Annotated in this window: 21 protein-coding genes and 1 other annotated feature; of the genes, 19 read left to right on the forward strand and 2 right to left on the reverse strand. The window is 44.6% G+C overall.

Features of this window, described 5'->3' with window-relative positions; translation table 11 throughout:
- Positions 1 to 68 precede the first annotated feature (68 nt).
- Genes ilvB through ACUN27_RS16835 form a run of 3 tightly spaced genes read left to right on the forward strand, consistent with a single transcriptional unit; the run spans position 69 to position 2,298 of the window.
- Positions 69 to 1,814: a biosynthetic-type acetolactate synthase large subunit gene (gene ilvB / locus ACUN27_RS16825; RefSeq protein WP_326059884.1), complete on the forward strand. Its 1,746-nt coding sequence runs from the start codon at positions 69 to 71 to the stop codon at positions 1,812 to 1,814.
- A complete protein-coding gene (gene ilvN, locus ACUN27_RS16830) occupies positions 1,811 to 2,095 on the forward strand; it encodes an acetolactate synthase small subunit (protein ID WP_379171996.1) in 285 nt (94 codons plus the stop codon). The genes ilvB and ilvN overlap by 4 nt, the downstream gene beginning before the upstream one ends.
- Positions 2,092 to 2,298: a hypothetical protein gene (locus ACUN27_RS16835; protein ID WP_445559248.1), complete on the forward strand. Its 207-nt coding sequence runs from the start codon at positions 2,092 to 2,094 to the stop codon at positions 2,296 to 2,298. The genes ilvN and ACUN27_RS16835 overlap by 4 nt, the downstream gene beginning before the upstream one ends.
- On the opposite strand, the gene ACUN27_RS16840 is transcribed toward ACUN27_RS16835, so the two are convergent.
- Positions 2,285 to 3,196, reverse strand: coding sequence for a LysR family transcriptional regulator (locus tag ACUN27_RS16840; protein WP_315950744.1), 912 nt, complete (start codon positions 3,194 to 3,196; stop codon positions 2,285 to 2,287). The genes ACUN27_RS16835 and ACUN27_RS16840 overlap by 14 nt on opposite strands.
- Positions 3,197 to 3,474: 278 nt before the next feature.
- On the opposite strand from ACUN27_RS16840, the gene ACUN27_RS16845 reads away from it, so the two are divergent.
- The 9 genes from ACUN27_RS16845 (at position 3,475) to ACUN27_RS16885 (ending at position 12,609) form a co-directional block, all read left to right on the forward strand.
- Positions 3,475 to 4,458 carry an SLAC1 anion channel family protein gene (locus ACUN27_RS16845; RefSeq protein WP_445559249.1) on the forward strand — a complete coding sequence of 328 codons (984 nt, stop codon included), beginning with the start codon at positions 3,475 to 3,477 and terminating at the stop codon, positions 4,456 to 4,458.
- Positions 4,459 to 4,504: 46 nt separating this feature from the next.
- Positions 4,505 to 5,413, forward strand: coding sequence for a hypothetical protein (locus ACUN27_RS16850; protein WP_445559250.1), 909 nt, complete (start codon positions 4,505 to 4,507; stop codon positions 5,411 to 5,413).
- A gap of 25 nt (positions 5,414 to 5,438) precedes the next feature.
- Positions 5,439 to 5,771 carry an ArsR/SmtB family transcription factor gene (locus ACUN27_RS16855; protein ID WP_445559251.1) on the forward strand — a complete coding sequence of 111 codons (333 nt, stop codon included), beginning with the start codon at positions 5,439 to 5,441 and terminating at the stop codon, positions 5,769 to 5,771.
- Positions 5,772 to 5,831: 60 nt separating this feature from the next.
- Positions 5,832 to 6,085: a binding site (T-box leader), on the forward strand.
- A 79-nt stretch (positions 6,086 to 6,164) separates the two neighbouring features.
- Entirely contained in the window at positions 6,165 to 7,832 is a 1,668-nt protein-coding gene (locus ACUN27_RS16860; protein ID WP_445560632.1) for a glutamine--tRNA ligase/YqeY domain fusion protein, read from the forward strand.
- Positions 7,833 to 7,878: 46 nt separating this feature from the next.
- The gene (locus ACUN27_RS16865) at positions 7,879 to 8,718 is read left to right on the forward strand and encodes a helix-turn-helix transcriptional regulator (RefSeq protein ID WP_445559252.1); all 840 of its coding nucleotides are present in this window, start codon (positions 7,879 to 7,881) and stop codon (positions 8,716 to 8,718) included.
- 105 nt (positions 8,719 to 8,823) lie between these two features.
- Positions 8,824 to 9,819 (forward strand): quinone oxidoreductase family protein, encoded by a 996-nt coding sequence (locus tag ACUN27_RS16870; RefSeq protein ID WP_326059875.1) that lies wholly within the window; start codon positions 8,824 to 8,826, stop codon positions 9,817 to 9,819.
- A 153-nt stretch (positions 9,820 to 9,972) separates the two neighbouring features.
- Positions 9,973 to 10,920, forward strand: coding sequence for a 5,10-methylenetetrahydrofolate reductase (locus ACUN27_RS16875; protein WP_315951488.1), 948 nt, complete (start codon positions 9,973 to 9,975; stop codon positions 10,918 to 10,920).
- A gap of 174 nt (positions 10,921 to 11,094) precedes the next feature.
- Positions 11,095 to 12,006: an SDR family oxidoreductase gene (locus ACUN27_RS16880; RefSeq protein WP_445559253.1), complete on the forward strand. Its 912-nt coding sequence runs from the start codon at positions 11,095 to 11,097 to the stop codon at positions 12,004 to 12,006.
- Between the two features lie 15 nt (positions 12,007 to 12,021).
- Positions 12,022 to 12,609 carry a TetR/AcrR family transcriptional regulator gene (locus ACUN27_RS16885; protein WP_326059870.1) on the forward strand — a complete coding sequence of 196 codons (588 nt, stop codon included), beginning with the start codon at positions 12,022 to 12,024 and terminating at the stop codon, positions 12,607 to 12,609.
- A 57-nt stretch (positions 12,610 to 12,666) separates the two neighbouring features.
- On the opposite strand, the gene ACUN27_RS16890 is transcribed toward ACUN27_RS16885, so the two are convergent.
- On the reverse strand, positions 12,667 to 13,284 hold the full coding sequence (locus tag ACUN27_RS16890) for a TetR/AcrR family transcriptional regulator (RefSeq protein WP_445559254.1): 618 nt from the start codon (positions 13,282 to 13,284) through the stop codon (positions 12,667 to 12,669).
- Positions 13,285 to 13,388: 104 nt separating this feature from the next.
- Here ACUN27_RS16890 and ACUN27_RS16895 point away from each other — a divergent pair, with 104 nt between their 5' ends.
- From ACUN27_RS16895 to ACUN27_RS16925, 7 genes are all read left to right on the forward strand, one after another.
- Positions 13,389 to 13,955, forward strand: a complete 567-nt coding sequence (locus ACUN27_RS16895) for a cysteine hydrolase family protein (protein WP_445559255.1) — start codon at positions 13,389 to 13,391, stop codon at positions 13,953 to 13,955.
- A 44-nt stretch (positions 13,956 to 13,999) separates the two neighbouring features.
- The gene (locus ACUN27_RS16900; protein ID WP_315950734.1) at positions 14,000 to 15,211 is read left to right on the forward strand and encodes a multidrug efflux MFS transporter; all 1,212 of its coding nucleotides are present in this window, start codon (positions 14,000 to 14,002) and stop codon (positions 15,209 to 15,211) included.
- A gap of 28 nt (positions 15,212 to 15,239) precedes the next feature.
- The gene (locus tag ACUN27_RS16905; protein ID WP_315950733.1) at positions 15,240 to 15,893 is read left to right on the forward strand and encodes an MBL fold metallo-hydrolase; all 654 of its coding nucleotides are present in this window, start codon (positions 15,240 to 15,242) and stop codon (positions 15,891 to 15,893) included.
- 663 nt (positions 15,894 to 16,556) lie between these two features.
- Positions 16,557 to 17,210, forward strand: coding sequence for a hypothetical protein (locus ACUN27_RS16910; RefSeq protein ID WP_326059866.1), 654 nt, complete (start codon positions 16,557 to 16,559; stop codon positions 17,208 to 17,210).
- Between the two features lie 6 nt (positions 17,211 to 17,216).
- A complete protein-coding gene (locus ACUN27_RS16915) occupies positions 17,217 to 18,260 on the forward strand; it encodes a LamG-like jellyroll fold domain-containing protein (RefSeq protein WP_445559256.1) in 1,044 nt (347 codons plus the stop codon).
- A 31-nt stretch (positions 18,261 to 18,291) separates the two neighbouring features.
- Positions 18,292 to 21,162 carry a beta-L-arabinofuranosidase domain-containing protein gene (locus ACUN27_RS16920; protein WP_445559257.1) on the forward strand — a complete coding sequence of 957 codons (2,871 nt, stop codon included), beginning with the start codon at positions 18,292 to 18,294 and terminating at the stop codon, positions 21,160 to 21,162.
- Between the two features lie 26 nt (positions 21,163 to 21,188).
- Positions 21,189 to 22,691: a cohesin domain-containing protein gene (locus ACUN27_RS16925; RefSeq protein WP_326059862.1), complete on the forward strand. Its 1,503-nt coding sequence runs from the start codon at positions 21,189 to 21,191 to the stop codon at positions 22,689 to 22,691.
- The last annotated feature ends 54 nt before the right edge of the window (positions 22,692 to 22,745 follow it).

The raw sequence follows: 22,745 nt of genomic DNA on the forward strand, positions 1-22,745 counted from the left end.
ACATAACGTCTAAGCAACGCAAACGGATTGAAAGTTTTTTATTGGAGGGAATATGGGAGGGAGATAGGATGAAGACGATTGAGGGGCTGCATGCAGAGAAAGAATGGTTTACCAAGCTATTGAGGAACGACAGGGTTACAGGTTCCGAGGCAATTGTCAGAAGTTTGCTGATTGAAGGTGTGGAGTGTGTCTTTGGAATTCCTGGAGGAAGTGTTCTGAACATTTATGATGCCATTCATGATCTTCCGGAATTAAAACATATTTTAACGCGACATGAGCAAGGAGCTATTCATGCAGCAGACGGTTATGCACGTGCTACTGGAAAAGTTGGGGTTTGTTTTGCAACATCGGGACCTGGGGCGACGAATCTGGTTACGGGAATCGCCACCGCGAATATGGATTCTGTTCCATTAGTTGTGATTACAGGCAATGTTTCTACGGCTTTACTTGGAACGGATGCTTTCCAGGAAGCGGATATTACTGGAATCACAATGCCGATTTCAAAACACAACTTTTTAGTCCGTGATGTCAATGAACTGCCGAAGATTATTCATGAAGCCTTTTATATTGCTTCTACTGGTCGTAAAGGCCCGGTCTTGATCGATATTCCGAAAGATATAACGAGTCAACAAATGGAATTTCAATATCCATTAGAAATACCTGAAATTCGCGGCTACAAGCCATATGTTCAGCCGAATCTTACGCAAATCGAAAAGCTGCTCATGGCGATCGAAAAAGCGGAGTGTCCTGTTATTCTGGCCGGCGGAGGCGTTATCTATTCGGATGCTTCCAAGGAGCTGCTCGAATTTGTAGAGAAAACCCGAATCCCCATTACAACAACTTTACTTGGATTGGGAGCTTTCCCAAGCGCACACGAATTATGGATGGGCATGCCGGGTATGCATGGAACATACACAGCGAATAAAGCTTTGCAAAATTGCGATCTGCTTATCAGCATTGGCGCACGTTTTGACGACAGAGTAACAATGAAAACTAGCGGATTTGCTCCAAAGGCGAAAGTAATTGCTCATATCGATATCGATCCCGCAGAAATCGGGAAAATCATGCAAACGGCGATCCCTTGTATCGGCGATGTAAAATCAGTACTACAAAAGGCTAACGTTCAAGCGAAACCGGCCAAATCAGAGGCGTGGTTGACTGAAATTCAGGAAAACAAAAGAGAGTTTCCACTTCGCTACACGGATTCAGAAACAACTCTAAAACCACAATTCGTTATTGAAATGATCAGTGAAACCAGCAATGGTGAAGCAATTATTACTACGGATGTGGGCCAGCATCAAATGTGGGCCGCTCAATTCTATCGATTTAAACACCCGCGATCGATGATTACCTCAGGCGGACTCGGGACCATGGGGTTTGGTTTACCGTCCGCGATAGGGGCACAAGTAGGCAACCCTGAGCGACTCGTGGTGTCTGTCAACGGTGACGGAGGGATTCAAATGTGTACACAAGAGCTTGCGATTTGTGCAACGCATAACATCCCCGTGAAGATCGTTATTCTGAATAATCAGGTTTTAGGCATGATCCGGCAATGGCAAGAAATCATTTACGATAACCGGTTCAGTCATATGGAGCTATCAGGCAGCCCAGACTTTGTAAAATTAGCGGAAGCCTATGGTGTTACTGGCCTAAGGGCAACCAATAAAGATGAGGCTCGAGAAGCGTGGAAAAAAGCGATGGATATTCAAGGCCCTGTACTGATTGATTTTGTGGTTAGCCAGGAAGAGAATGTTTATCCGATGGTTGTCCCAGGAGCAACGATAGACGAAATGATCATGGGGGACGAAAAATGAAACGGCACACGATTTCTGTACTTGTAAACAATCATCCAGGCGTTCTACAGAGAGTTGCGGGATTATTCGGGCGTCGCGGCTATAACATTGACAGTCTCCGCGTAGGTAAAACGCAAGATCCTGAATTGTCACGCATGATCATTGTGACGTCGGGGGATGATCACACGTTTGAGCAAATACAAAAGCAGCTAAATAAACTCATCGACGTTATTCAAATTGTTGAATTACCTGATACAGCATCAGCCCAATCAACAGAAATAATGGAGGTAGATATACCATGAAAACTCTTCATCATGATACGGAGTTCGACAATGCTATGTTATTTTATCACTATGTAATGGTTATGAAGGAGGGGAAAATGATCGGAGGGGGCCTTATTGAAGCCTATAATGACTACGAGATACAAATAGGCAACAAATTATATGCACGTAAAAACACGAGTTTTATTGAAGCGCCGGCTCCTCAAGCCCCTATTTCTCTGTGATTATCTCTTCCGCCAGCTTTAATTCAGCAATATGATTGGATAATAGGTCCATGAATAAACGGGTAGCTTGACTTAGGTATTTATCCTTATGATGGATGATGGCAATTTCCCTGCTCAGCGTAGGATTCTCGATTTTTATTGCTTTTAGCTGCGTGTCGTTGTACAAATTCAAGTATGTTCTGGACAGGGCAGTCACTCCGGCACCAGATTTGACAAGTCCTATAATGGTTTCGATGGCGGTCGTTTCGATGATGGGTTCAATATTAAAGCCAGAAGTACTGCTTGTTAAATCAATAATTTGCCGGCATTTGTGAGTTTGAGGAAACATGATGAACGGATACTTGTTAATTTCGTCAAAGTTTATGCTTTCTCGCACTGCCAGGACATGGTCCTTAGAGACCGTCAAATAAATATCTTCTTTGTATAGAGGATATTTGACAACCCGATCATCTTCAACAGGAAGAATGGTGATGGCCAGATCGATCTGATTTTGTATGACTCTCTCCACAACATCGTCAAAATTAACGATTTTGATCTGTACTTCAGGATAGACTTGGTGAAAATCGATCAACAAGGACGATACGAGCTGCGTGAGCTCTCCGGGTAATGCACCTATGGATAAAGTTCCACGTGTGACCTTTTGGAGCTCCATAATTTGCACTTTGACATTTTTTATGGATGAGAAAATGACTTTGCATTCGTTTAAAAGAATGTGGCCGGCTTCTGTTATGGCAATTTTTTTACCGATTCGGTCGAATAAGGGGACTCCAAGCTCATCTTCCAGCATCTTGATTTGATGACTAAGGGTCGGCTGGCTCATACCCAGTTTCTCCGCAGCCTTTGTGAAATGCAATTCTTCACAAATTGCCGCGAAATACTCGAGTTGTCGAAACTCCATCTAGGTTACCTCACTTTGATGTTCATCTGGACGTTATTAGGATGTACGATGTATAAATGATTCATTTAACGAATGATAACAATAGAATATTGAATATTGATCCTTTTCATCAATTCATTAATAATGTTACTTATGTTGGTGGAAGGAGTGATTTTATCATTTATACAACGTATACCCTGAAAATGCAAGATGAACGAAATCGTTATTTTAACATCTACCTTTTAATAGGTAAAATAGAAGGAAATAAATCAAATTTTAGAAAGTAGTGACTATTATTCATGCAAACCATAACTGCCGTACAAAAACAAAAAAGCATCGGTTCCGTTCAATTTTTACCCGTTAATCTATTTGCGTCGGTTATGGGAATATCAGGACTGGCATTGGCTTGGAGACAAGCAAGTAAGCTATTTGGTGCTCCACTTGTTATCGCTGATATGATTGGGATCATTGCAGTTCTAGCATTTATCATATTAAGCATAGCTTATATTTCGAAATGGGTTCTATACCCACAGAAAGTCAAAGCCGAATTCGTTCATCCCATCATGGGCAATTTTTTTGGTACGATCACGATTGCTATTCTATTGCTATCTTCCGTAATAGGTACTTACAGTCATATCGTAGGGCAAGTGGTTTGGGTAATCGGAACCGTAACGACATTAGTGCTTTGTTTTATCATTGTTACACGCTTGTTGAATGGGAATATTGAGCATGGTTACGCGGTGCCTGCTTGGTTGATTCCTGGGGTAGGGACCCTGGATATTGCCGTTGCCGGCGGGTCAATGCCATTCCCATGGGCACATGAAGTTAATTTGATTTCGCTAGCGATTGGCGGAGTTGTTGCTCTGATTTTTCTTACCATGATCTTATCCAGATTGATCCACCATGCTCCTATGCATTCGGGTTTAACACCCTCCATGCTTATTATGATTGCGCCGTTCGAGGTTGGTTTTCTCGGTTATGTGAACTTCGAGCAACGAATTGATCAGTTCGCGTCCATTTTATATTATTTTGGCTTGTTTCTGTTCATTGTGTTGTTCTTCAAAGTATTCAAAAAATCGATCCCGTTTGGAGCCTCTTGGTGGGGCGTAAGCTTTCCTCTTGCAGCACTCAGTAATGCCGCTTTGCAATATGCTATGTTTGTGAATTCCTGGCTGTTAATTGCCGTCTCCGCCGTTATTCTGGTCGTGCTTAATATCGTATTAATCGTATTATTTATTCGCACGTTGAAGGCTTTATTTAATGGGAATTTACTAAAAGGTTAATAATAGAACTGTCATAGTTAGGATTTGTCGAAAGGAGACGATTGAAATGATCTGGAATACGCTACGATCAAAAAGATTTTTGTCAGCATATTTGTTAGTTATTCTGATGCTTGTTGCAGCAGTCGTGCTAAATCAGAGAGATATACTCTTCCCGGAAATCGCCGGTATGGCGATGGGGGTTATGGTTTTTCCTGTCGCTCATTGGATCAAGAAGCCTGTTCATCTGTGGCTTGCTCCAACCATAGGTGCATTCATTGGTACTGCATTGAACGAGTTGACTCTTATGACGCAGCCGAAAATATTGCTTGGTCTTGTGATTATTGTCATTCTCATGCACTTATTTCGCGTCAATTTTGGACCGACGATTCCTGCGACTTTGCTGCCGATTTTCTTAGGCTTGCATGACTATGTTTTTGCAACAACTACAGCTGTATTTACGTTTGTGATTATGTTAGCCGCTTTTAGAATGAGAAAATCAGAAAATTTGCCTGAGGGCTCTGAAAAGTTTCGCAAAAAAACAGACACGGTGATCATCACCATTATTTTAGCGCTTTGGATTGGACTGGCTTTCGTAACGAACTTGGAAGTGATAGTGGTTCCACCGGTATTTGCCCTCATTTTCGAAGTGTTTCATACAAAGAATTTTCATTGGAAATTGATTCCGCCGCGTCTAGCCGTATTGACGGCAACAGCCATTCTTTCAGTAGGGGTCTTACATTTATTAGCAGGATCTATTATTTGGGTTGGTGTCATCAATGTTGTGATTACGCTCATTCTCTGTAAATGGTTTAAAACACCTGTTCCCGTTGCCTTTGGTGTCTCACTGATGCCACTTATATTCCCGGCCTGGGGGACATGGGGGTTTCCAGTAGGTGTTTTTGCCACAACAGGTGTGTTGATGTGTATTTCTGCGGCATACCGAAAATTAAGAAACAGACAAGCAGTACAAGAATAAACCAACCAGAAGAGAGTGCCGTGTCATGAAAAATGAAGATATGCTCGCTGTACTGAAAGCTTTATCGAATGAAACCCGGCTCAATATCCTCTGCTGGCTGAGTGAACCGGATAAATTGCACAAGGATTTGCCCAGCGAGATTCAAGTTGAATTTCCTGGAGGAGTTTGTGTGGCGGACATTCAAGAAAAAGCCGGTTTAGCACAGTCCGTGATCTCCACCTACTTGTCTTCCATGCAAAAAATCGGATTGTTGGAATCGCGTCGTTATGGTCAATGGACATATTATCGACGTAATGAGGGAGCTATCGATAACTTTTTGGAGGACTTTGCCGCGGGGATGCAAGCCAAGAAATTATAGGGTTATAAGTAGAATACCAGTTTACAAAAAAGGGAATCATTTGATATTATAAGGTCAATATTGAACGCGATGATTAGAAGAGTAATGGAAGATGATCTTGCACAGAGAGCTCCGGCAGCTGAAAAGGAGTAAAGAGCTTTTCCACGAAACAAGTCTATGAGCAGCATGTCGGAACCTGCAAGGGGGGTGGCATGACGGGCGCTCCCGTTATTGAGCTAGAGTATAAGCATTGCCTGCAATGCCGTACTTGAAGAGGTTAATATGGCGACATATTAATGAACCTGGGGTGGTACCACGAAAATTTCGTCCTCAAGACTGAACGTCTTGGAGGTGAAGTTTTTTTTATTTTCAAACCACTTTTGCGTTTATTAGGAGGAGTCTGAATTGAACAAGATGCAGGAACATTTGGCGGACAATTTTATCTTAAAGTTAATTCATGAGGAAATGGGAGAAAAAGCATTCGGCAGGGAGATGTGCACAAGGTTTCCCCCTGAGCCCAACGGCTATCTTCATATTGGAAGCGCCTACGCCATACACACGAATTATACGATTGCCTGTAAGCTCGACGGGACGTTTCATTTACGCTTTGACGACACCAATCCTCTGAAGGAGGATATCAAATATGTGAACGCGATTATAGAGGATATCCAATGGCTTGGTTACGATCCGGGGGAACATATCTACTATGGCTCGGACTACTCGAACGAGATCTACAACGCCGCAATCACTTTGATTAAACGTGGGAAAGCCTATGTCTGTGATTTAACGCCAGAGGAAGTAACCGCGTATCGAGGCACATTGACGGAACCAGGCATAGATAGCCCATATAGGAACCGAACCATCGAGGAAAATCTAGAGCTTTTGGTGAAAATGAAAAATGGCGAATTCCCGACTTCATCTAAAGTGCTTCGCGCCAAAATCGATATGCGTTCATCCAATTTGAATCTAAGGGATCCAGTCATTTATCGCATCATTCATGCGGAGCATTATAGAACGGGGGATGACTGGTGCATCTATCCCATGTACGATTTTGCTCATCCTATTCAAGACGCCATTGAAGGTATTACTTTTTCTTTATGTTCTATTGAATTCAAAGATCATAGGCCTTTATATGAGTGGGTCTTGAATGAGTTGGAGATTCCTGAGCCTCCGCGGCAAAGGGAGTTCGGCCGGTTGAACTTAACTGGTGTCGTGACGAGTAAACGGTTTTTGAGGCAGCTGGTAGAAGGGGGATATGTGGATGGTTGGGCTGATCCCAGACTTCCCACCCTTCGAGGATTGCGAAGAAGAGGTTTTACACCAGAAAGCATTCGCACCTTTATTGAGGAAATTGGCAGCATTCGAACTCAGAGCACGGTAGACATTTCCCTATTGGATCATTGCCTGAGACAGGATTTGAAAGAAAAGACCGTCACGGTTATGGCTGTTCTTAAACCCTTGAAGGTGGTCATTACCAACTATCCGGAAGATGCCGTAGAAATGTTATGGATTGAAAACAACAGTGAAAACGAGGCGCTTGGAAAGAGAGAAGTTCCTTTCTCTAAAACCATTTATATCGAACGTGAAGATTTCATGGAAGTACCCTCTAAGGGTTTTCACCGGCTTAGTCTCCATGCTGAAGTAAGGTTGAAGGGAGCCTATTTCATTCGGTGCGAAGAAATCATACGGGATCACGCTTCGGGAGAAATTACAGAACTCCGTTGCACCTATGATCCAGAGACCAAAAGTGGTTCAGGATTCACCGGGCGTAAAGTAAAGGGTACGATCCACTGGGTTTCAAGCGAGCAAGCCGTTAAGGCTGATATCCATCTCTATGAGAAACTGCTGCTTGACCAGGAAGTTCCGAAAGACAGTGAAGATTGGATGAAACTGATTAATCCTAACTCGATGGTTACCATAAATGAAGTTCTCATGGAACCTTACATTCAAAAAGCACACCCGGAACAAAAATTCCAGTTTCTGCGGCATGGTTATTTTTCGCTGGAAGCCAAAAGCAGCGATAGACTTGAGTTTAACCGTGTCGTACCATTAAAAGATGCTTGGAGCAAAAAAGAGAAATGAACAAAGAAAGGCATCCGAGTGCTTCTACAAATCGAGGAGGGATTGCATGGGTGCTGATAACAACAAGCTGAAGGTTTTGGGAGACTACCTGAAGTCAAGAAGGGAGCGATTGCACCCGGAGCAAGCGGGTTTTCAGCATTCGTATGGACGGAGGAGAACCCCGGGACTTCGGAGGGAAGAGGTCGCTATTCTGGCAGGTGTTAGCGCAACCTATTACACATGGCTGGAGCAAGGACGAGAGGTGACAGCTTCCAGGGAAGTTATAGAAAGCATTGGAAGGGCGCTTCAATTATCCTCAGATGAAAGGCTGCATTTACTGCGTTTGTGGAGTCCAGAAAACACGGGTGCACCTCAGAGACAAGAACAAATAAAGCCTGAATGGCAAAGTATTATTGACCACTTGGCTTTTCCCGCATATGTCGCGAATGACAGAACAGAAGTCATCGCCTGGAACCAAGCGGCTTGCGAGATCATCACCGATTTTTCATCGATGTCCAATGAAGAGCGTGTCCTCATGAGGATTTTTTTCATGGACTCCTATTTTCGCAATCATATGAGGAATTGGGACGAATTTGCGCGATATTCCGTAGCGGTCTTTCGATCTTATTTAGAACGTAATGATGGTGATGTTTGGTTTAAAGAAACGGCAGAACGATTGGCAGCCGACTGTTCTGAGTTTGACTCGCTTTGGCGTATGCACGATATCCAGTTGAAAAAGACGAGCCAATTTCTTCTAAATCACCCTGGAGCGGGCGAGTTGGCCTTTGAAATCAACTCCTTCGTCAGCATGAATGCCGATTCCGATCTACATTTCTGTATTTTCACACCGATAACGGGTACGCCAACGGAGAAGAGATTAAAGGATTTTCTTGATAAGGTTTTATAAGTTCAACGTAGCCTAGTAATCTGGTTACCCGTATAAACATACTGTGGTTACCTCCTTTTAGGTTGACTATACTGAGTTCATAGTCAACCGAAGGAGGTTTTTTATATGAAAGCTATTGTGATCGATCGACCGTGTGAGGCTGCAGACCTTGTCGTGAGGGAGCTGCCGGAACTCCAACCAGCACCAGGCATGCTCACCATTAATGTTGCCTATGTAGGAATTGGATATGTGGATGTCCTGCTGCGCAGAGGGGAATTTGGGTCTCTTATCCCTATGCCGGTTGTACCTGGACTCGAGGTATCGGGGTACGTTAAAGCAATAGGAGAAGGCGTGAAAGGCTTCTACATCGGACAGCCGGTAGCAGCGATGACACTAATGGAAATGGGCGGATATGCGTCGGTAGCCCAGGTAAAGCCGGAGTTGACAGTCCCTTTGGATCAATTGGGAGGGGAGCTTGATATGGCATCGGCGGCCGCAGCTATCGTCAACCTGACGACGGCCTACATGACAATCAGGAACGTAGCCAGAATGCGAGCAGGAGAAAACGTGTTAGTTCACGCGGCAGCAGGGGGGCTGGGCAGCTTCTTGGGACAAACAGCGAAAGTTTTCGGAGCAGGCAAGGTCTTTGGCACAGTCGGGAGTATTGAAAAGACAAAGCTAGCCACTTCTTTAAGTTACGATGAGCTGTTGATACGATCTGATTTCATTGAGCCAATCAATAAGATGATAGGTCCACGCAATGTCGATATCGTTCTGGACCCGGTAGGCGGCGATATGCGTATTCTTAGCCAAAAGCTGCTGCGTCCAATGGGACAAATCGTAATGCTCGGAAATGCTAGCGGCACAGAGGATGTCCCGCAATCTTCCAACGATATTTGGTTATCTAACAAATCCATGAAAGGGTTTAATATTGGGGCATATAGCCAATCTGCTCCTGCTGAGGTTGGTAAATCGGCGAAAGAAGCGCTAACTCTGTTGGCAAAAGGCCAGATCAGGGCGGAAATATTCGGAGTCTTCACTTTGGAGAAAGCATCCGAAGCTCATGAGCTTCTTGAGGAGAAGAACACGGTGGGTAAACTTTTGCTGAAAGTCGGAGGGTAGTTGCTAGGGCTTTGCGAGCTTCTTGTTATAGTTTAAAGCTATAACAGGATATAGGAATAAAAAGTTACCTTTTCCAGGATAGTCAATGCTATCATTACAGTTATAGCGAAATTGAGGCATGGGGTATCATAGTTCTGGAGGGTAAAGCTGAATATGCTAAAAGAGAAAATACAAAGTAAAGAGGCGGGCATTTTGACCTATGGCATGACGCCTCCGAAGATAACGAATACCTCAGATAAGGTAGCTGAGATTGCACGGAAACAAGTTGAAAGAATAAATGACCTCGATATAGATGCATTAATTTTGTATGATGTTCAGGAAGAAACGGATCGAGTTGAACAAGAAAGACCCTTCCCGTATTTGCCAACGATGGATCCTGCAACCTATAGCGATGAGTATTTAAATCAATTGCGAGTTCCCCAAATTATATATCGTTGCGTCGGCAGGTACAGCGAAGAACAATTCGTGAATTGGGTAAAAGCCGATATGGAACAGGATCGATACTCTGTTTATGTGGGTGCTTCTTCCAGTAAACAAGAGATTAATTTGGAACTTTCTGATGCTTATGATTTAAGCAAGAGATTAAATAACAATTTAACTTTTGGGGGAGTCGTCATTCCTGAAAGACACATGAAAAAGAATGATGAGCACTTAAGAGTGAATCATAAGACGCAAAATGGATGTTCCTTTTTCGTCTCGCAAGCCACCTATAATGTGGAGGCATCGAAAAATTTCTTATCGGATTACTATTATTACTATACAAATAATGGATTAGAAATGGTGCCAATTCTGTTCAATCTCGCGCCGTGCGGTTCCGAAAAAACATTAGAATTCATGAAATGGTTAGGAATCAGCATTCCGACATGGCTAGAGAATGAATTGCTGTATTCAAAAGATGTACTGGACAAATCGATCAGATTGTCACTAGGCATCTTTGAAGAGATTTTAGAGTTTGCATTGGAAAAAGGGATTCCGATTGGATGTAGTGTTGAAAGTGTCTCGACAAGAAAAGTTGAGATCGAGGCATCTGTTCAACTCGTCAGAGATATAAGATCTATGTTGGACAAAAAATTGAAAAGAAACGTGCTGACTTCGATCTAGTAACGTGAGGTTAACGTTTTATAACGCAACAGGGAGCAGTTCTGCCGCGGCAGGATTGCTTCTTTTAATTTATCAAGAATCATGCGTGTTCCCGATTGACATTTCCTGAATATGGGAATATGATGAAATAAAAATGAATGAACGATTCATTCATCCGAAAGGAGTCAGATCTTGATGGAGCAATTGAAAACCAAGCCGTGGAGTGTGTCGGGGAAATATGTGCTTATTACAGGAGCGACTAGCGGTATCGGGCTTGCGGCAGCCAAGGAACTGGCGGTTCGAGGAGCAGATTTGGGAATCGTGGCGCGAAGCCAAGTTAAGGCGAACGAGACTGTCGAACAGATCCAGAAGTTGACTGGAGGCCAAACGAAAGTAGACGTCTTTCTGGCAGACCTTACCGATCAGCTGTCGATTCGCAGCGCAGCTTCCGAAATTTTGACGCGGTGTCCCCGGATTGACGTGCTGGTTAACAACGCAGGTGCGATGTTCGTGAAGCGGATCTTGACCCGAGACGGTATTGAGAAAACTTGGGCGGTCAACCATCTCGCACCCTTCCTGCTAACGACACTACTCCTTGATCGGCTGAAGATGAGCGGTCAAGCACGAATCATTACCACGTCTTCCCATGGGCATAAGATGGCGAAAACAGGCATTGTTTTTGATGATTTAACCGCTGAGAAGCGCTATAGTTTCCCTCAAGTCCTATTGGGAGGGGCCAATTTCCGGTATGGAGAGACGAAGTTAGCAAATATTTTGTTCACGACAGAATTGGCCCGTCTCCTTGAGGGAACCGGAGTGGTCGCGAACTGCTTTGATCCGGGGCTTGTCACGACTAATTTTAATCAGGATAACGGCTTGCTGGCCCGGATGACGATGGCGGTCATGAAACGATTCTCCCGGCCAGTGGAAAAAGGAGCAGAGACGCTCGTCTGGCTTGCGGATTCGAATGACATTAGTGGAGAGAGCGGTAAGTACTATATGGATATGAAGGCAGCGATTCCTTCGGCTGCTGCCCTTAGCGGGGAAATAGCACAGAAGCTATGGGAAGTCAGCGAGTTTCAAACTCAGCATTTGAAATTAGGATAGAGGAGAGTCACTAAGATGTCGCAAACGAATCACACAACGGAGAGCAAGAACGATGAAAGGCGAGAGCAAATAAAAAAGGCTGCGCTTAAAGTGTTCGCAAGCAAGGGAATTGCCGGCACGAAGATCAGCATGATTGCTGCGGAAGCCCAAATCAGCCAAGGTCTTACGTACCGTTATTTTCAGTCCAAAGAAGAACTGTTCACACTCCTCGTTCAGGATGCTGTAGAAGAGGCACAAACATCGATACGTAACGTACCGTTACTTCCCGGAACTCCACTAGAACAATTCAAAGCGCTGACATGGAGCATGTTGGACGACACCAACAAGCACTATTTCTTGCTTATTCAGCAAGCTCAAACTGCGGAAGGCGTGCCGGAGCAAGCTAAGTTAGCAATTTCGCGGTATCGTCCCCAGGATACGATGGATTTGTTAGTTCCAATCTTTGAAAAAGGGCAGGAACTTGGTGAATTTGGAGAAGGTGAACCACGACAAATGCTCTTCCTTTATTTTTCCGTTGTCACTGGGTTAATGATACAAGAGACTCATGCGGGTAAGGGGTATTGGCAGCGGGAAGTGAACCGGTTGATCAAGCTCTTGACCTGATTGTTAGAGAAACCCTCGCCATATCGTGGTGAGGGTTTTTCGTTTGTTTGGTCCCACTCAAGGAAACAAATGAAACGTTAATCGGATTTGTTCCAAGAACGACTCCGGTGAATAGCCGCGCTCTTCTTTTTGAAACGAATAAGAATCACTGCTTAAAGCCATGAGAAGCATATCCGCCTTGAAAATATGGTTAGGCTGGGGCTGCTGCCCGCTGATTAATGCAATTTCGTCGAAAAGCTCGACCAACAGCTGCTGCAATTCGAGATACAGAGGACTCTGTGTTCGAGCTCGAGTTCGATTCGTTGAAGCGGAGTCCTCAACGCCTTTAAGCAATTGGGATTTCTTCTCCCTGAAAGCCATAAACAACTCGAGAAGACCATTTAATCTTTGGCTTGGCGGTGCTGAGCGGTTTTCCTGCATATACGCTTCAATATTTTCGAAGAGGAGAACGATGTTCTCTTTCATTAAATCCAGACACAGCTCACCCTTGTTGCGATAGCGGCGATAGAGCGTACCTGGACCGATCTGTGCTTCTGCGGCAATCTGGTTCATACTAACTTGTTCGACGCCATTCTGATCGAATAAGCGATAAGCCGCTTCCAAGATGCGCTGGCGATTCTCCGCGGCGTCGCGGCGTTCCGTACGAGGGGGTGTTTCTGAATCAAAGATGATCATCATCACTTCCTATTCGTTATCTTGACAAGTGGAGAGGTCTCCGTTTATCATAAATGGAGAGGTCTCCGTTTAATAGTATCATAAGGAATAGGAGTGTTCAATACATGCCGAATAACGACAAAAGCTCTTTGTTGATCATGGATTTACAGAATGGTATCGCCTCTCGTTTCGCAGAAGAGGATCTGATTCCGTTCCAGAAAGCGATCGAAGCTGCACGCAAGAACGACATCCCGGTTATCTATGTGCGAATTGCGTTTCGTGAAGGTTACCCTGAGCTTAACCCGCGCAATAATATGGCGGCAAGAATTTCGCAATACGGCGGCATGACGACCACAGATATTGCGACGCAAATTCATGACTCTGTAAGGCCCGAGCCAGGTGAGCCTATCGTTACGAAGCTGCGCGTCAGCGCATTCTCCGGCAGCGATCTGGAGATCATCCTCCGGTCCCTTCAAATTGACACCTTGATTCTTACTGGAATTGCTACAAGCGGTGTCGTTCTGTCGACTTTGCGAGAAGCGGCGGATCGTGATTATCAGCTGAAAGTTCTTGCAGATGCTTGCCTGGATGGTGATCCCGAGGTGCATCGGGTTCTCGTTGAGAAGGTATTCCCTCGTCAAGCAGAAGTTCTGACGACAGAGGCTTGGATCCATTCTTTAGGAGCACAATAAGAAACAAACACAGCAGCAGGAAGATGGAAAGAAGGCTGGTTTCGATGCCAATTTGGAAAAGAAATTTAATTGTTTGCTGGTTTGGCATGTTTGTAACAGGCGTGGGCATGAGTCAGATTGCGCCTGTTTTGCCGCTTTTTATCCAACATCTAGGTGTAAGTCAATCGAGTTTAATTGCCCAATATTCGGGCATTGCCTTTGGGATTACTTTTATTATTTCCGCTATTTTCTCACCTATTTGGGGGGCAGCGGCGGACAGATTTGGGCGGAAACCCATGTTATTGCGAGCAAGTTTAGGGATGGCTCTCGTGATTGGCAGCATGGGCTTTGCCCCCAATGTGTATGTGTTGATCGGGCTGCGATTGTTGCAGGGCATAATAACCGGGTATGGGACGGCCTGCACCACGTTAATTGCTACGCAAACAGAGAAGGACCACGCAGGTTACGCATTAGCTACCTTGTCAACGGCAAGCATTGCAGGTTCATTGCTAGGACCCCTCATAGGCGGATTTCTCGTAGAGAATTTCGGCATGCAAAATGTCTTTTTTATCACAGGTGGGCTGATGCTGCTTGCTTTCATTACGACGGCCATGTTCGTGAAAGAAACATTCACGCGCGAAGACAGACAAGTGCAAAGTGCCAAGGAAATTTGGACGCTTATTCCTGAGAAGAGCCTGACGATAACGATGTTTGTTACCTTTTTTATTTTAACCGTGGCGCTTTATTCCGTTGAACCGATTCTCACGGTCTATATTTCCCAGCTGACCGATCATCTTAACCATGTAGCTTTGATTGCGGGGCTTACATTCTCAGCATCGGGATTGGCGAATATCTTTGCTGCACCAAGGCTGGGAAAGCTGTCCGATCGCATAGGGGCGCACAAAGTGATGTTGATTTCACTGATTGCGGCTGGCATCATTTTCATTCCTCAAGCTTTCGTAACCAATCCCTGGGAGCTGATGATTCTTCGCTTTTTGTTAGGGCTCACGGCAGCAGGTTTGACCCCCACGGTCAATATATTGATCAAGAAAATCACACCTTCCGCGATAACCGGCAGAGTTTTCGGTTTTACCATGTCGGCAGGTTATTTAGGCGTTTTTGCAGGTGCTATTTTAGGCGGACAGGTAGCGGCTTGGTTAGGCAGTAGATATGTATTTCTCGTCACGGGTGCCTTGCTGCTGATCAATGCGGGCTGGGTCTATTTTAACGTGTATAAAAAGATTCAGGCCAGAAGAAAACTGACAATTATCCAGTAAAATTGAGTAATCAAAGGGGTTTGTTCTTATGAAGATTAAATGGTTTGGTCATTCATCTTTCCTGCTGACTTCTGAATCGGGAACGAGAATTCTCATCGATCCGTACTATAAATTTCTTGGTTATCGCATGCCGGTTCCGATTGAATCCGATATAGTTGTCGTTACGCACGATCATGCTGATCACAACAAAGTGCAAGCTGCTTCGGGTGATTATTTGCTGGTGAAGGAGCAGAAATCATATAGCCGCGGCGATGTGAGCATCGACGGATTCAAGACGTTCCACGACAAGGTGAATGGCAAAAAACGAGGGCCTAATCTTATTTTTCGATTCAAAATAGATGGACTGACGATCTGTCATTGTGGTGATCTGGGACATCTTCTTACCGAGGAGCAAGTCCGGGAAATCGGCAAAGTGGACATTCTCATCGTTCCTGTAGGTGGAAAAATGACGCTTGACGGCGCGGAGGCTGTTCAAGTGATGCACCAATTGCAGGCGACTGTTGCCATCCCGATGCATTATCGTACAAAAGCATTAGGCATTCTCGGAAGACTTGTTTTTGCAAAGGTAGATAAGTTTATTGAGGCTGCGGGAACGCACAGGACAGATGTGAAGACTTTGCAAGTGTCAAAGGAAAACCTCACTCAATTCGCAGGCATCGTAACGATGCAGTATGAAGGGTAGCCACATAAAAACAAACTGAAAAAGTGAAAGTTTATAATTACCAGGAACGAATGATTTCTCTATAGCGTATGAACTTAAAAGTCGCACCGTTGCGGCTTTTTTTGTTCTAAAAAAATCAATTTTCGAAATAAAATATTCCATTGAGTTTTAAACTCATTTTTCCTAGAATTGGTTAAAACAGACGCCATAGGTTAGCGAAGAAGCAGGAGGGAGGGAGTTTTCCAATGCTTGCACGATCGCTTGTAGACGATTAACGGGGACAAGTAAGGTGGACATTTTTTAGTTGAGTGGACTATTTAAAGGTAAGACAAGAAAAGTCCACAAAACCAAAAACTTTTGAATGTTTTAATGTAAGCGCATTCTATATACTACGGGTAATAAGAGATGGGAGGTTTCCTATGTAAAAATTAAGTGTTTTATAACCATATCCATAATCCTCAGAGCTATTTCCTATCCTTCTATGTAAAGATCCATTACCACATCAAGTCAACATTCACTTGGATTGCTGTACTTAAGCATGAACAAACATCTACGTTGGCAACCTACAACTACCCACATCCATCGCTATGTGCATTAAAGGAATTTTTTATAATTTTAGCAAAAATAAGGATAAAGTATTACTACAGGAGAGGAGGTTCTGCTCTCGAGAAGGGGGAATTTACTTTGGCTGCTACCAGGAAAGAAAATCAGCATGTGGCGCTTTGGAAAGGGTTATCGATCGTATCGTTTGTTTTGTTTATTACGACGTTATTGATTGTCTTCCTATATAAAGGGCGCGACATACCTGTTGCCACTGTAGATGGTGTAAAGATTAGCCAAGATCAGCTATATAAAGCGCTTGTCGATTACGAAGGTCCGAAAATACTGGAGAAACTTATTTTAGAGGACTTAATTATGAAAGAGTCCAAAGCGGCGGGGGTGGTTGTGACCGAAAGTGAGTTTCAAGCCTCCTTCGATAAAGTCAGAACTTCTTATGCCACGGAAGATGAATTTCTGGAAAATTTGAAGAAGGACGGTTATACGGAGCAATCGCTGCGTACGGAGCTCAGAACTCAGCTGTATATTCGTAAACTGCTGGAGCCTCGCGTGACGGTTGACGACAATGAAGTTAAAGCGCATTATGCAGAGCACATGTCGCATGATACGGCGTCCAATACCAAAAGTGAAGCGCAAGTTATTGCTGAAATTCGAGATGAATTGGTGAATAAAGAAATTCTTGATCTCATGGAGCCCTGGTTTGAAGAACTTCGCTCCAAAGCTAATATTGCGATATCGTTACCGGGGATCCAAATGATTTCCCCAAAAGGAGGAAGCTAAACAACAATGATAACCTACTCATTGAAGCGAACGGTTTCTATTGTTAATATTCTTGTTATTTTTGCCGTGAATTTGCTGCTTGGTTTTACGGATATCACGCCTACTGCTCATGCTGCTGGAACGACGGACGGATTAATTGCGTGGTATAAGTTTGATGATGTGAGCGGAAATGTGATTAAAGATGCTTCAGGAAAAGGCAACAATGCAACAGCAGCAGGAGAAACGTATAGCTTTACGGATTGGGAGCAGGGGAAAGCGATTAGCTTGAGCGGTGGAACGAGTGCATCGGGTGCTAATGTCAAGCTGCCAAACGGGATATTAAATGGTGTTACCAATTTTACAATATCAACCTGGGTGAATATGCGTGCGACAACGAGTTACATGCGTATTTTCGATTTTGGTTCCGGCAACACGACCAGCTACATGTATTTAACGCCTACCGGGAATAACGACGGAGCAAAAGGCCTGGCTTTCGGTATTACGACGAGCGGTTGGTCCAATGAAGAGAAGGCGCAAAAAGGCACAGCATTAACGACAAATATTTGGAAACATGTAACTGTTGTTTTAAATGGGCATACGGTTACTCTTTATGAAAATGGGTTGAAGGTCGGGGAGAACACCTCGTTGACTTTGAATCCATCCAGTCTTGGCGCAACGACGGCGAACTATATTGGGAAAGGCCAATTTGCTGATCCGACAATCAACGCTTTGTTCTCCGATTTTCGTATTTATAATAGAGCGCTGGATGCTTCCGAGGTTGCCGGGTTAATCAATAAGCCGGACAGCGAATTAGTGGCAGCTGATATGGCCGCCCTTCTTGCAGGAGTTAACCTTAGAACAGTAGACACAGATCTCTCATTAATAACCAAAGGGCCGTACGGTTCCGATATTACATGGCAATCCAGCAATACAAATGTGATTGCGAAGGATGGCAAAGTCACTCGTCCTGCTCCAGGTCAGTCGGACGCAGCCGTTACGTTAACGGCAACTGTGACGAAAGGAGCAGCACACGATTCTAAAGTTTTCGAAGCTGTAACTGCAGTTAGATAAGGATGCTATTAGTTTGGGGAACATTAGCGCAGTGACCAAGAATTTGGATTTGCCAACGGAAGGACGCAACGGTTCTGTTATTACTTGGCAATCTAGCAATACCAGTGTGATCGGTCATGATGGTACGGTCATTCGACCAACGCCTCGGTCAGGCAATGCTGTAGTGAATCTGACAGCCACGATTAAAAACGGGAACGCGAGTGATACGAAAACCTTCATCGTGACGGTGTTGGAAGAACCATTCGTGTTGACATTAAGCAGTATTGAAGACGTAAATGTCGATACGGTTATTGGCACGACGCCAGTCCTGCCGAGTAGTGTCATTGCGGTCTATAATGACGAGGAAACGACAAGACAGCTGAGCGTAAAATGGGATGATATGAACCCGGCGGATTATGCGGCTGAAGGTTCTTTCACCGTGCAAGGGACGGTTGAAGGAACGGGCATCAAAGCTGTTGCCCACATTAAAGTGAGAACACTGAGCTTCCATTCAGAGTTCAATATGAGCAGTTTGCAGGGCAGCCAAACGCTTACGGCTACTGTAACAGGGACGAATAAGGGCAGTGCAGCTGTTTCTTCTTTGGTAACGCTAGCGCTTTATGATGCTGCCGGTAAATTGGTCGACAAATCACAAGTGAGCAAAAGTGTGACGCATGGTGCACCTGTCACCTTATCCACAAACCTTACTTTACCTGCTAATGTAACAGGTTATACAGCCAAAGTACTTGTCTGGGATGGCACGGATTTGCAAACTTCCCATTTGCAGCCTCTTAGTGGCGCAGCAGAATTGACAAGCGCACCAGGGGTTCCTGTAGGAATGACAACGTCCCCGTCATCGACTATTCCACAAATTGAGATTGCATGGCAGCCATCTCCTGAGGCAGCAAGCTATGACCTGGAAGTGGACGGCACAACCATTAGTAATATCACAAGTCCATTTATCCATCAGGGATTGCTCTATGGCTCCAAGCATACCTATGCGGTGAGAGCTAAGAACACCTCAGGTGTCAGTGCGTGGAGTAAATCCATCAGCGCAGACGTGACCTCAACGCCGGGTGAGGCCAACCTTGTCGTACAGCCATTTGGTTTAAGTGATGTGACATTGCAAGACAGTATTTTTACAAAGCTAAGAGACAGTGAATATTTGTATCTGGATGGATACAACTTGGATAAATTGCTGTATGCCTTCCGGGCAGCTGCGGGGCTTGATAACAAAGGAGCCACAGCAATGGGAGGCTGGGATTCGGCAGCGGGCAAATTAAGAGGTCACTCGACGGGGCATTTCTTGTCTGCTTTTGCTCAAGCTTATGCCAGCAGCGGCGAGGCGAAATGGAAAACGAAAATCGACTACATGATCGATGAATTAGCGAAAGTTCAGGATGCATTGGCCACTCAACCTAATGGTATGGAGAAATCGAATCTCGGAAAAAGCAATCCTGCTTTAGTAGGGAATAACTCTCCAGGATATCTTAGTGCCTATGGCGAATGGCAATTCATTTTATTAGAGAATGGTGCTATGTACAACGGTACCGAGACTGATTTTAATACGATCTGGGCTCCATACTACACATTGCACAAAATCATGGCGGGCTTACTGGACAGTTACAAGGCTACTGGAAATGCTAAAGCTTTGAGCATCCTAGTGAAAATGTCGGATTGGGTGGATGGCCGATTGAGCAAATTGCCGCAAACCACATTAAACAGCATGTGGGGCAGATACATCGCCGGCGAGTTTGGTGGCATGAACGAAACTTTAGCAGAGATTAGTGCAATTACAGGGAACAGCAAATATTTAGCAACAGCCAAACTGTTTGATAATTCAAAGTTATTTACGCCAACAGCAAATAATCAAGACACATTAAACGGCATTCACGCTAACCAGCATATACCACAAATTATTGGAGCTTTGAAAGTATACGATCAAACGAATGACCCTTCCTACTATAAAGTAGCTCAAAATTTCTGGGGCATGGTGACGAATCATCGTCAATTCAGTAATGGCGGCAGTGGTGTAGGCGAGTTGTTCAAGGAATCGGACAAAATTGCTTCCTACATTCTGGAAGGCGGCACCAGCAAAAACAGTCAAGCCGAGGATTGTGCAACATATAACATGCTGAAACTAACTAGAGAGTTATTCTTCCACAATCCGGATGCCAAATATATGGACTATTATGAGCGAGGGCTGTATAACGGTATTCTTCCTTCCAAAGATCAAAGCGCTTCCAACAATGGTGTTGTTTACTTCATGCCATTAGGTCCGGGAAGCACGAAGGGATACGGCCGTACCAGCTTTACCTGCTGTGCAGGAACGGGCTTGGAAAGCCAAACCAAATACCAAGACTCCATTTATTTCCGCTCCAGCGATAAGAAATCTTTATACGTCAATTTGTATATGCCATCCACCTTGAATTGGGCTGAAAAAGGAATATCCGTTGTGCAAACAACGAACTTCCCAAGTGAGGAAGGCAGTACGCTTACTGTAAAAGGCAGCGGTCAGCTGGATATTAAGCTTCGCGTACCTTACTGGGCTGTTAAAGGCTTCACAGTCAAGGTAAATGGGGTTGAGCAAACGATTACGGCAACACCAAGCACGTATGTCACGCTAAGCAAAGTATGGGCAAACAACGACAAGATTGAAATTTCCATGCCGTATAGCTTACGTGTAGAAAAAACGCCGGACGATCCTGCGATGGGCAGCATATTCTATGGTCCGCTTCTCATGGTTGGCAAAAGCAGCAGCACGAAGTTTATCAACTTGAATTTGAACGAATCTGATCTTTCACAATCTATCACACCAGTGGCCGGCACACCGCTGAATTTTACAACGAACGGAGTTACGTTAGTGCCTATGTACACCGCTTATAATTTTGCCTATCATGCTTATTTCAAACTTAATCAGTAATGAGTTATCGAGAAGGAGGGGAACGTGTGTCTAAAAGAATCATTTCTGTTGTCGCAACTTTGGCAATGCTCATCTGTATGCTGGCGATTATTCCTGCGCCAAAAGCAGCAGCATCTGGAGCAATGACTGAGATCAATCACGTAGAAACTGCGGTAGACCAAACAACACAAAAGGTTACTTTTCATGGAGAAATCAGTCTTGGCAAGGGGAAAGATGTCACGATAATGGTCAACAATCCTCAAGGACAACTCGAGTATTTGAACCAAACCAGCAGTGGAGAGGGTGGACATTTTACTTTTGCGTACTCGCCAAACGGTTGGTTGGGGGGGGCGTATACGTTCAAAATCGGCGGTGAAGGCGTAGCACTTCCATATGCCGGAAGCTTCCAACTCGCAAGTACGGGATCACCGTCGGCAACATTGACAGGACCATCTTCTGTCCTAGGCGGTCAGCCTGTCGACTTGAAGCTGGGAGTAAGTAATCAATCCTCTGCATTCTCTATTTTGAATGTCGTATTGAATTATGATCCGAATCTGTTGCATTTTGAAACAGTGACGGATAATGGACTTGTCTCTTTGGCGGAGACGTCGATCGGTTCGCTGAAAGAGAACTTCAAGGTGCTCGTCACAGGAGTGAAGCCGGAAAAAGGTCAAGTTTTAATCCTGATGTCCAGTATTGGATCAGGGAATGAGGTAGCCGGCGGTGATTTAATTAGCCTGCATGCAAAGGCTAATCAAGTAGCCACATCCGTCACGACGAATGTTTATGTGTCTGATGCCGCCGTATCTTCAAACGGTGCTAAGGTAGATCTGGATGGAGCTTCCTTGTCGCTTCAAATTCAAGTTTTGGATAAAGAAGCGTTAAGCACTCTGATTGCATCGGCTCAAAGCCAGCATGATGCGGCTGTTGAGGGAATTCAAATCGGTCAATATCCAAGCGGTTCCAAACAAACGTTGCAGCTCGCTATCAACGACGCGAAAGTTGTTCGTGACAATGCGGCAGCAACGGAAGCGGAAGTGCAATCAGCTCTGAGCAGCTTAGATGCAGCATTAAGAACATTCATTAACTCGGTGATCACTTCAACCGATCCTGAACCAGGTCACGCAGACAAAGAAGCCCTTGGCGCATTGCTGGTCAGCGCTCAGAGCAAGCTCGATGCTGTTGTCGTTGGTACGAAGGTTGGTCAATATGCAAGTGAATCCAAAGCGACTTTACAGGCAGCGGTTACACGTGCAAAAGCTGTATTCGATAACGCTTCCGCAACTCAAGCCCAAGTGGATGCTGCGAAAGATGAATTGGCTTCAGCGCTGCAGGTGTTCTCGAACAGCATCATTACGTTGGTGCCTGGCGCAACGAAAATTACGATTAATGACTTGTCCATGATCGCTAAGTACTACGGAACTACTTCGACAGACGCGAACTGGAGTCAAATTGAGAAAGCAGATATGAACAATTCCGGTTCGATTGACATTCAAGATCTGGCAGTAGTTGCTAGAATGATTATCGACGAGTGGCTGACGGAAGAATAAACAAATAATAAGAGGCTGTCCCAGCGGTGTAATAGCTGGGGCAGTTTTTTCTTT

This window comes from Paenibacillus sp. WC2504 (genome assembly GCF_052682475.1).

Excerpts from the sequence above, each read along its gene's own strand:
- ilvB (WP_326059884.1), top strand. The coding sequence starts at position 69 with ATGAAGACGATTGAGGGGCTGCATGCAGAGAAAGAATGGTTTACCAAG.
- ilvN (WP_379171996.1), top strand. The coding sequence starts at position 1,811 with ATGAAACGGCACACGATTTCTGTACTTGTAAACAATCATCCAGGCGTT.
- ACUN27_RS16835 (WP_445559248.1), top strand. The coding sequence starts at position 2,092 with ATGAAAACTCTTCATCATGATACGGAGTTCGACAATGCTATGTTATTT.
- ACUN27_RS16840 (WP_315950744.1), bottom strand. The coding sequence starts at position 3,196 with ATGGAGTTTCGACAACTCGAGTATTTCGCGGCAATTTGTGAAGAATTG.
- ACUN27_RS16845 (WP_445559249.1), top strand. The coding sequence starts at position 3,475 with ATGCAAACCATAACTGCCGTACAAAAACAAAAAAGCATCGGTTCCGTT.
- ACUN27_RS16850 (WP_445559250.1), top strand. The coding sequence starts at position 4,505 with ATGATCTGGAATACGCTACGATCAAAAAGATTTTTGTCAGCATATTTG.
- ACUN27_RS16855 (WP_445559251.1), top strand. The coding sequence starts at position 5,439 with ATGAAAAATGAAGATATGCTCGCTGTACTGAAAGCTTTATCGAATGAA.
- ACUN27_RS16860 (WP_445560632.1), top strand. The coding sequence starts at position 6,165 with ATGCAGGAACATTTGGCGGACAATTTTATCTTAAAGTTAATTCATGAG.
- ACUN27_RS16865 (WP_445559252.1), top strand. The coding sequence starts at position 7,879 with ATGGGTGCTGATAACAACAAGCTGAAGGTTTTGGGAGACTACCTGAAG.
- ACUN27_RS16870 (WP_326059875.1), top strand. The coding sequence starts at position 8,824 with ATGAAAGCTATTGTGATCGATCGACCGTGTGAGGCTGCAGACCTTGTC.
- ACUN27_RS16875 (WP_315951488.1), top strand. The coding sequence starts at position 9,973 with ATGCTAAAAGAGAAAATACAAAGTAAAGAGGCGGGCATTTTGACCTAT.
- ACUN27_RS16880 (WP_445559253.1), top strand. The coding sequence starts at position 11,095 with ATGGAGCAATTGAAAACCAAGCCGTGGAGTGTGTCGGGGAAATATGTG.
- ACUN27_RS16885 (WP_326059870.1), top strand. The coding sequence starts at position 12,022 with ATGTCGCAAACGAATCACACAACGGAGAGCAAGAACGATGAAAGGCGA.
- ACUN27_RS16890 (WP_445559254.1), bottom strand. The coding sequence starts at position 13,284 with ATGATCATCTTTGATTCAGAAACACCCCCTCGTACGGAACGCCGCGAC.
- ACUN27_RS16895 (WP_445559255.1), top strand. The coding sequence starts at position 13,389 with ATGCCGAATAACGACAAAAGCTCTTTGTTGATCATGGATTTACAGAAT.
- ACUN27_RS16900 (WP_315950734.1), top strand. The coding sequence starts at position 14,000 with ATGCCAATTTGGAAAAGAAATTTAATTGTTTGCTGGTTTGGCATGTTT.
- ACUN27_RS16905 (WP_315950733.1), top strand. The coding sequence starts at position 15,240 with ATGAAGATTAAATGGTTTGGTCATTCATCTTTCCTGCTGACTTCTGAA.
- ACUN27_RS16915 (WP_445559256.1), top strand. The coding sequence starts at position 17,217 with ATGATAACCTACTCATTGAAGCGAACGGTTTCTATTGTTAATATTCTT.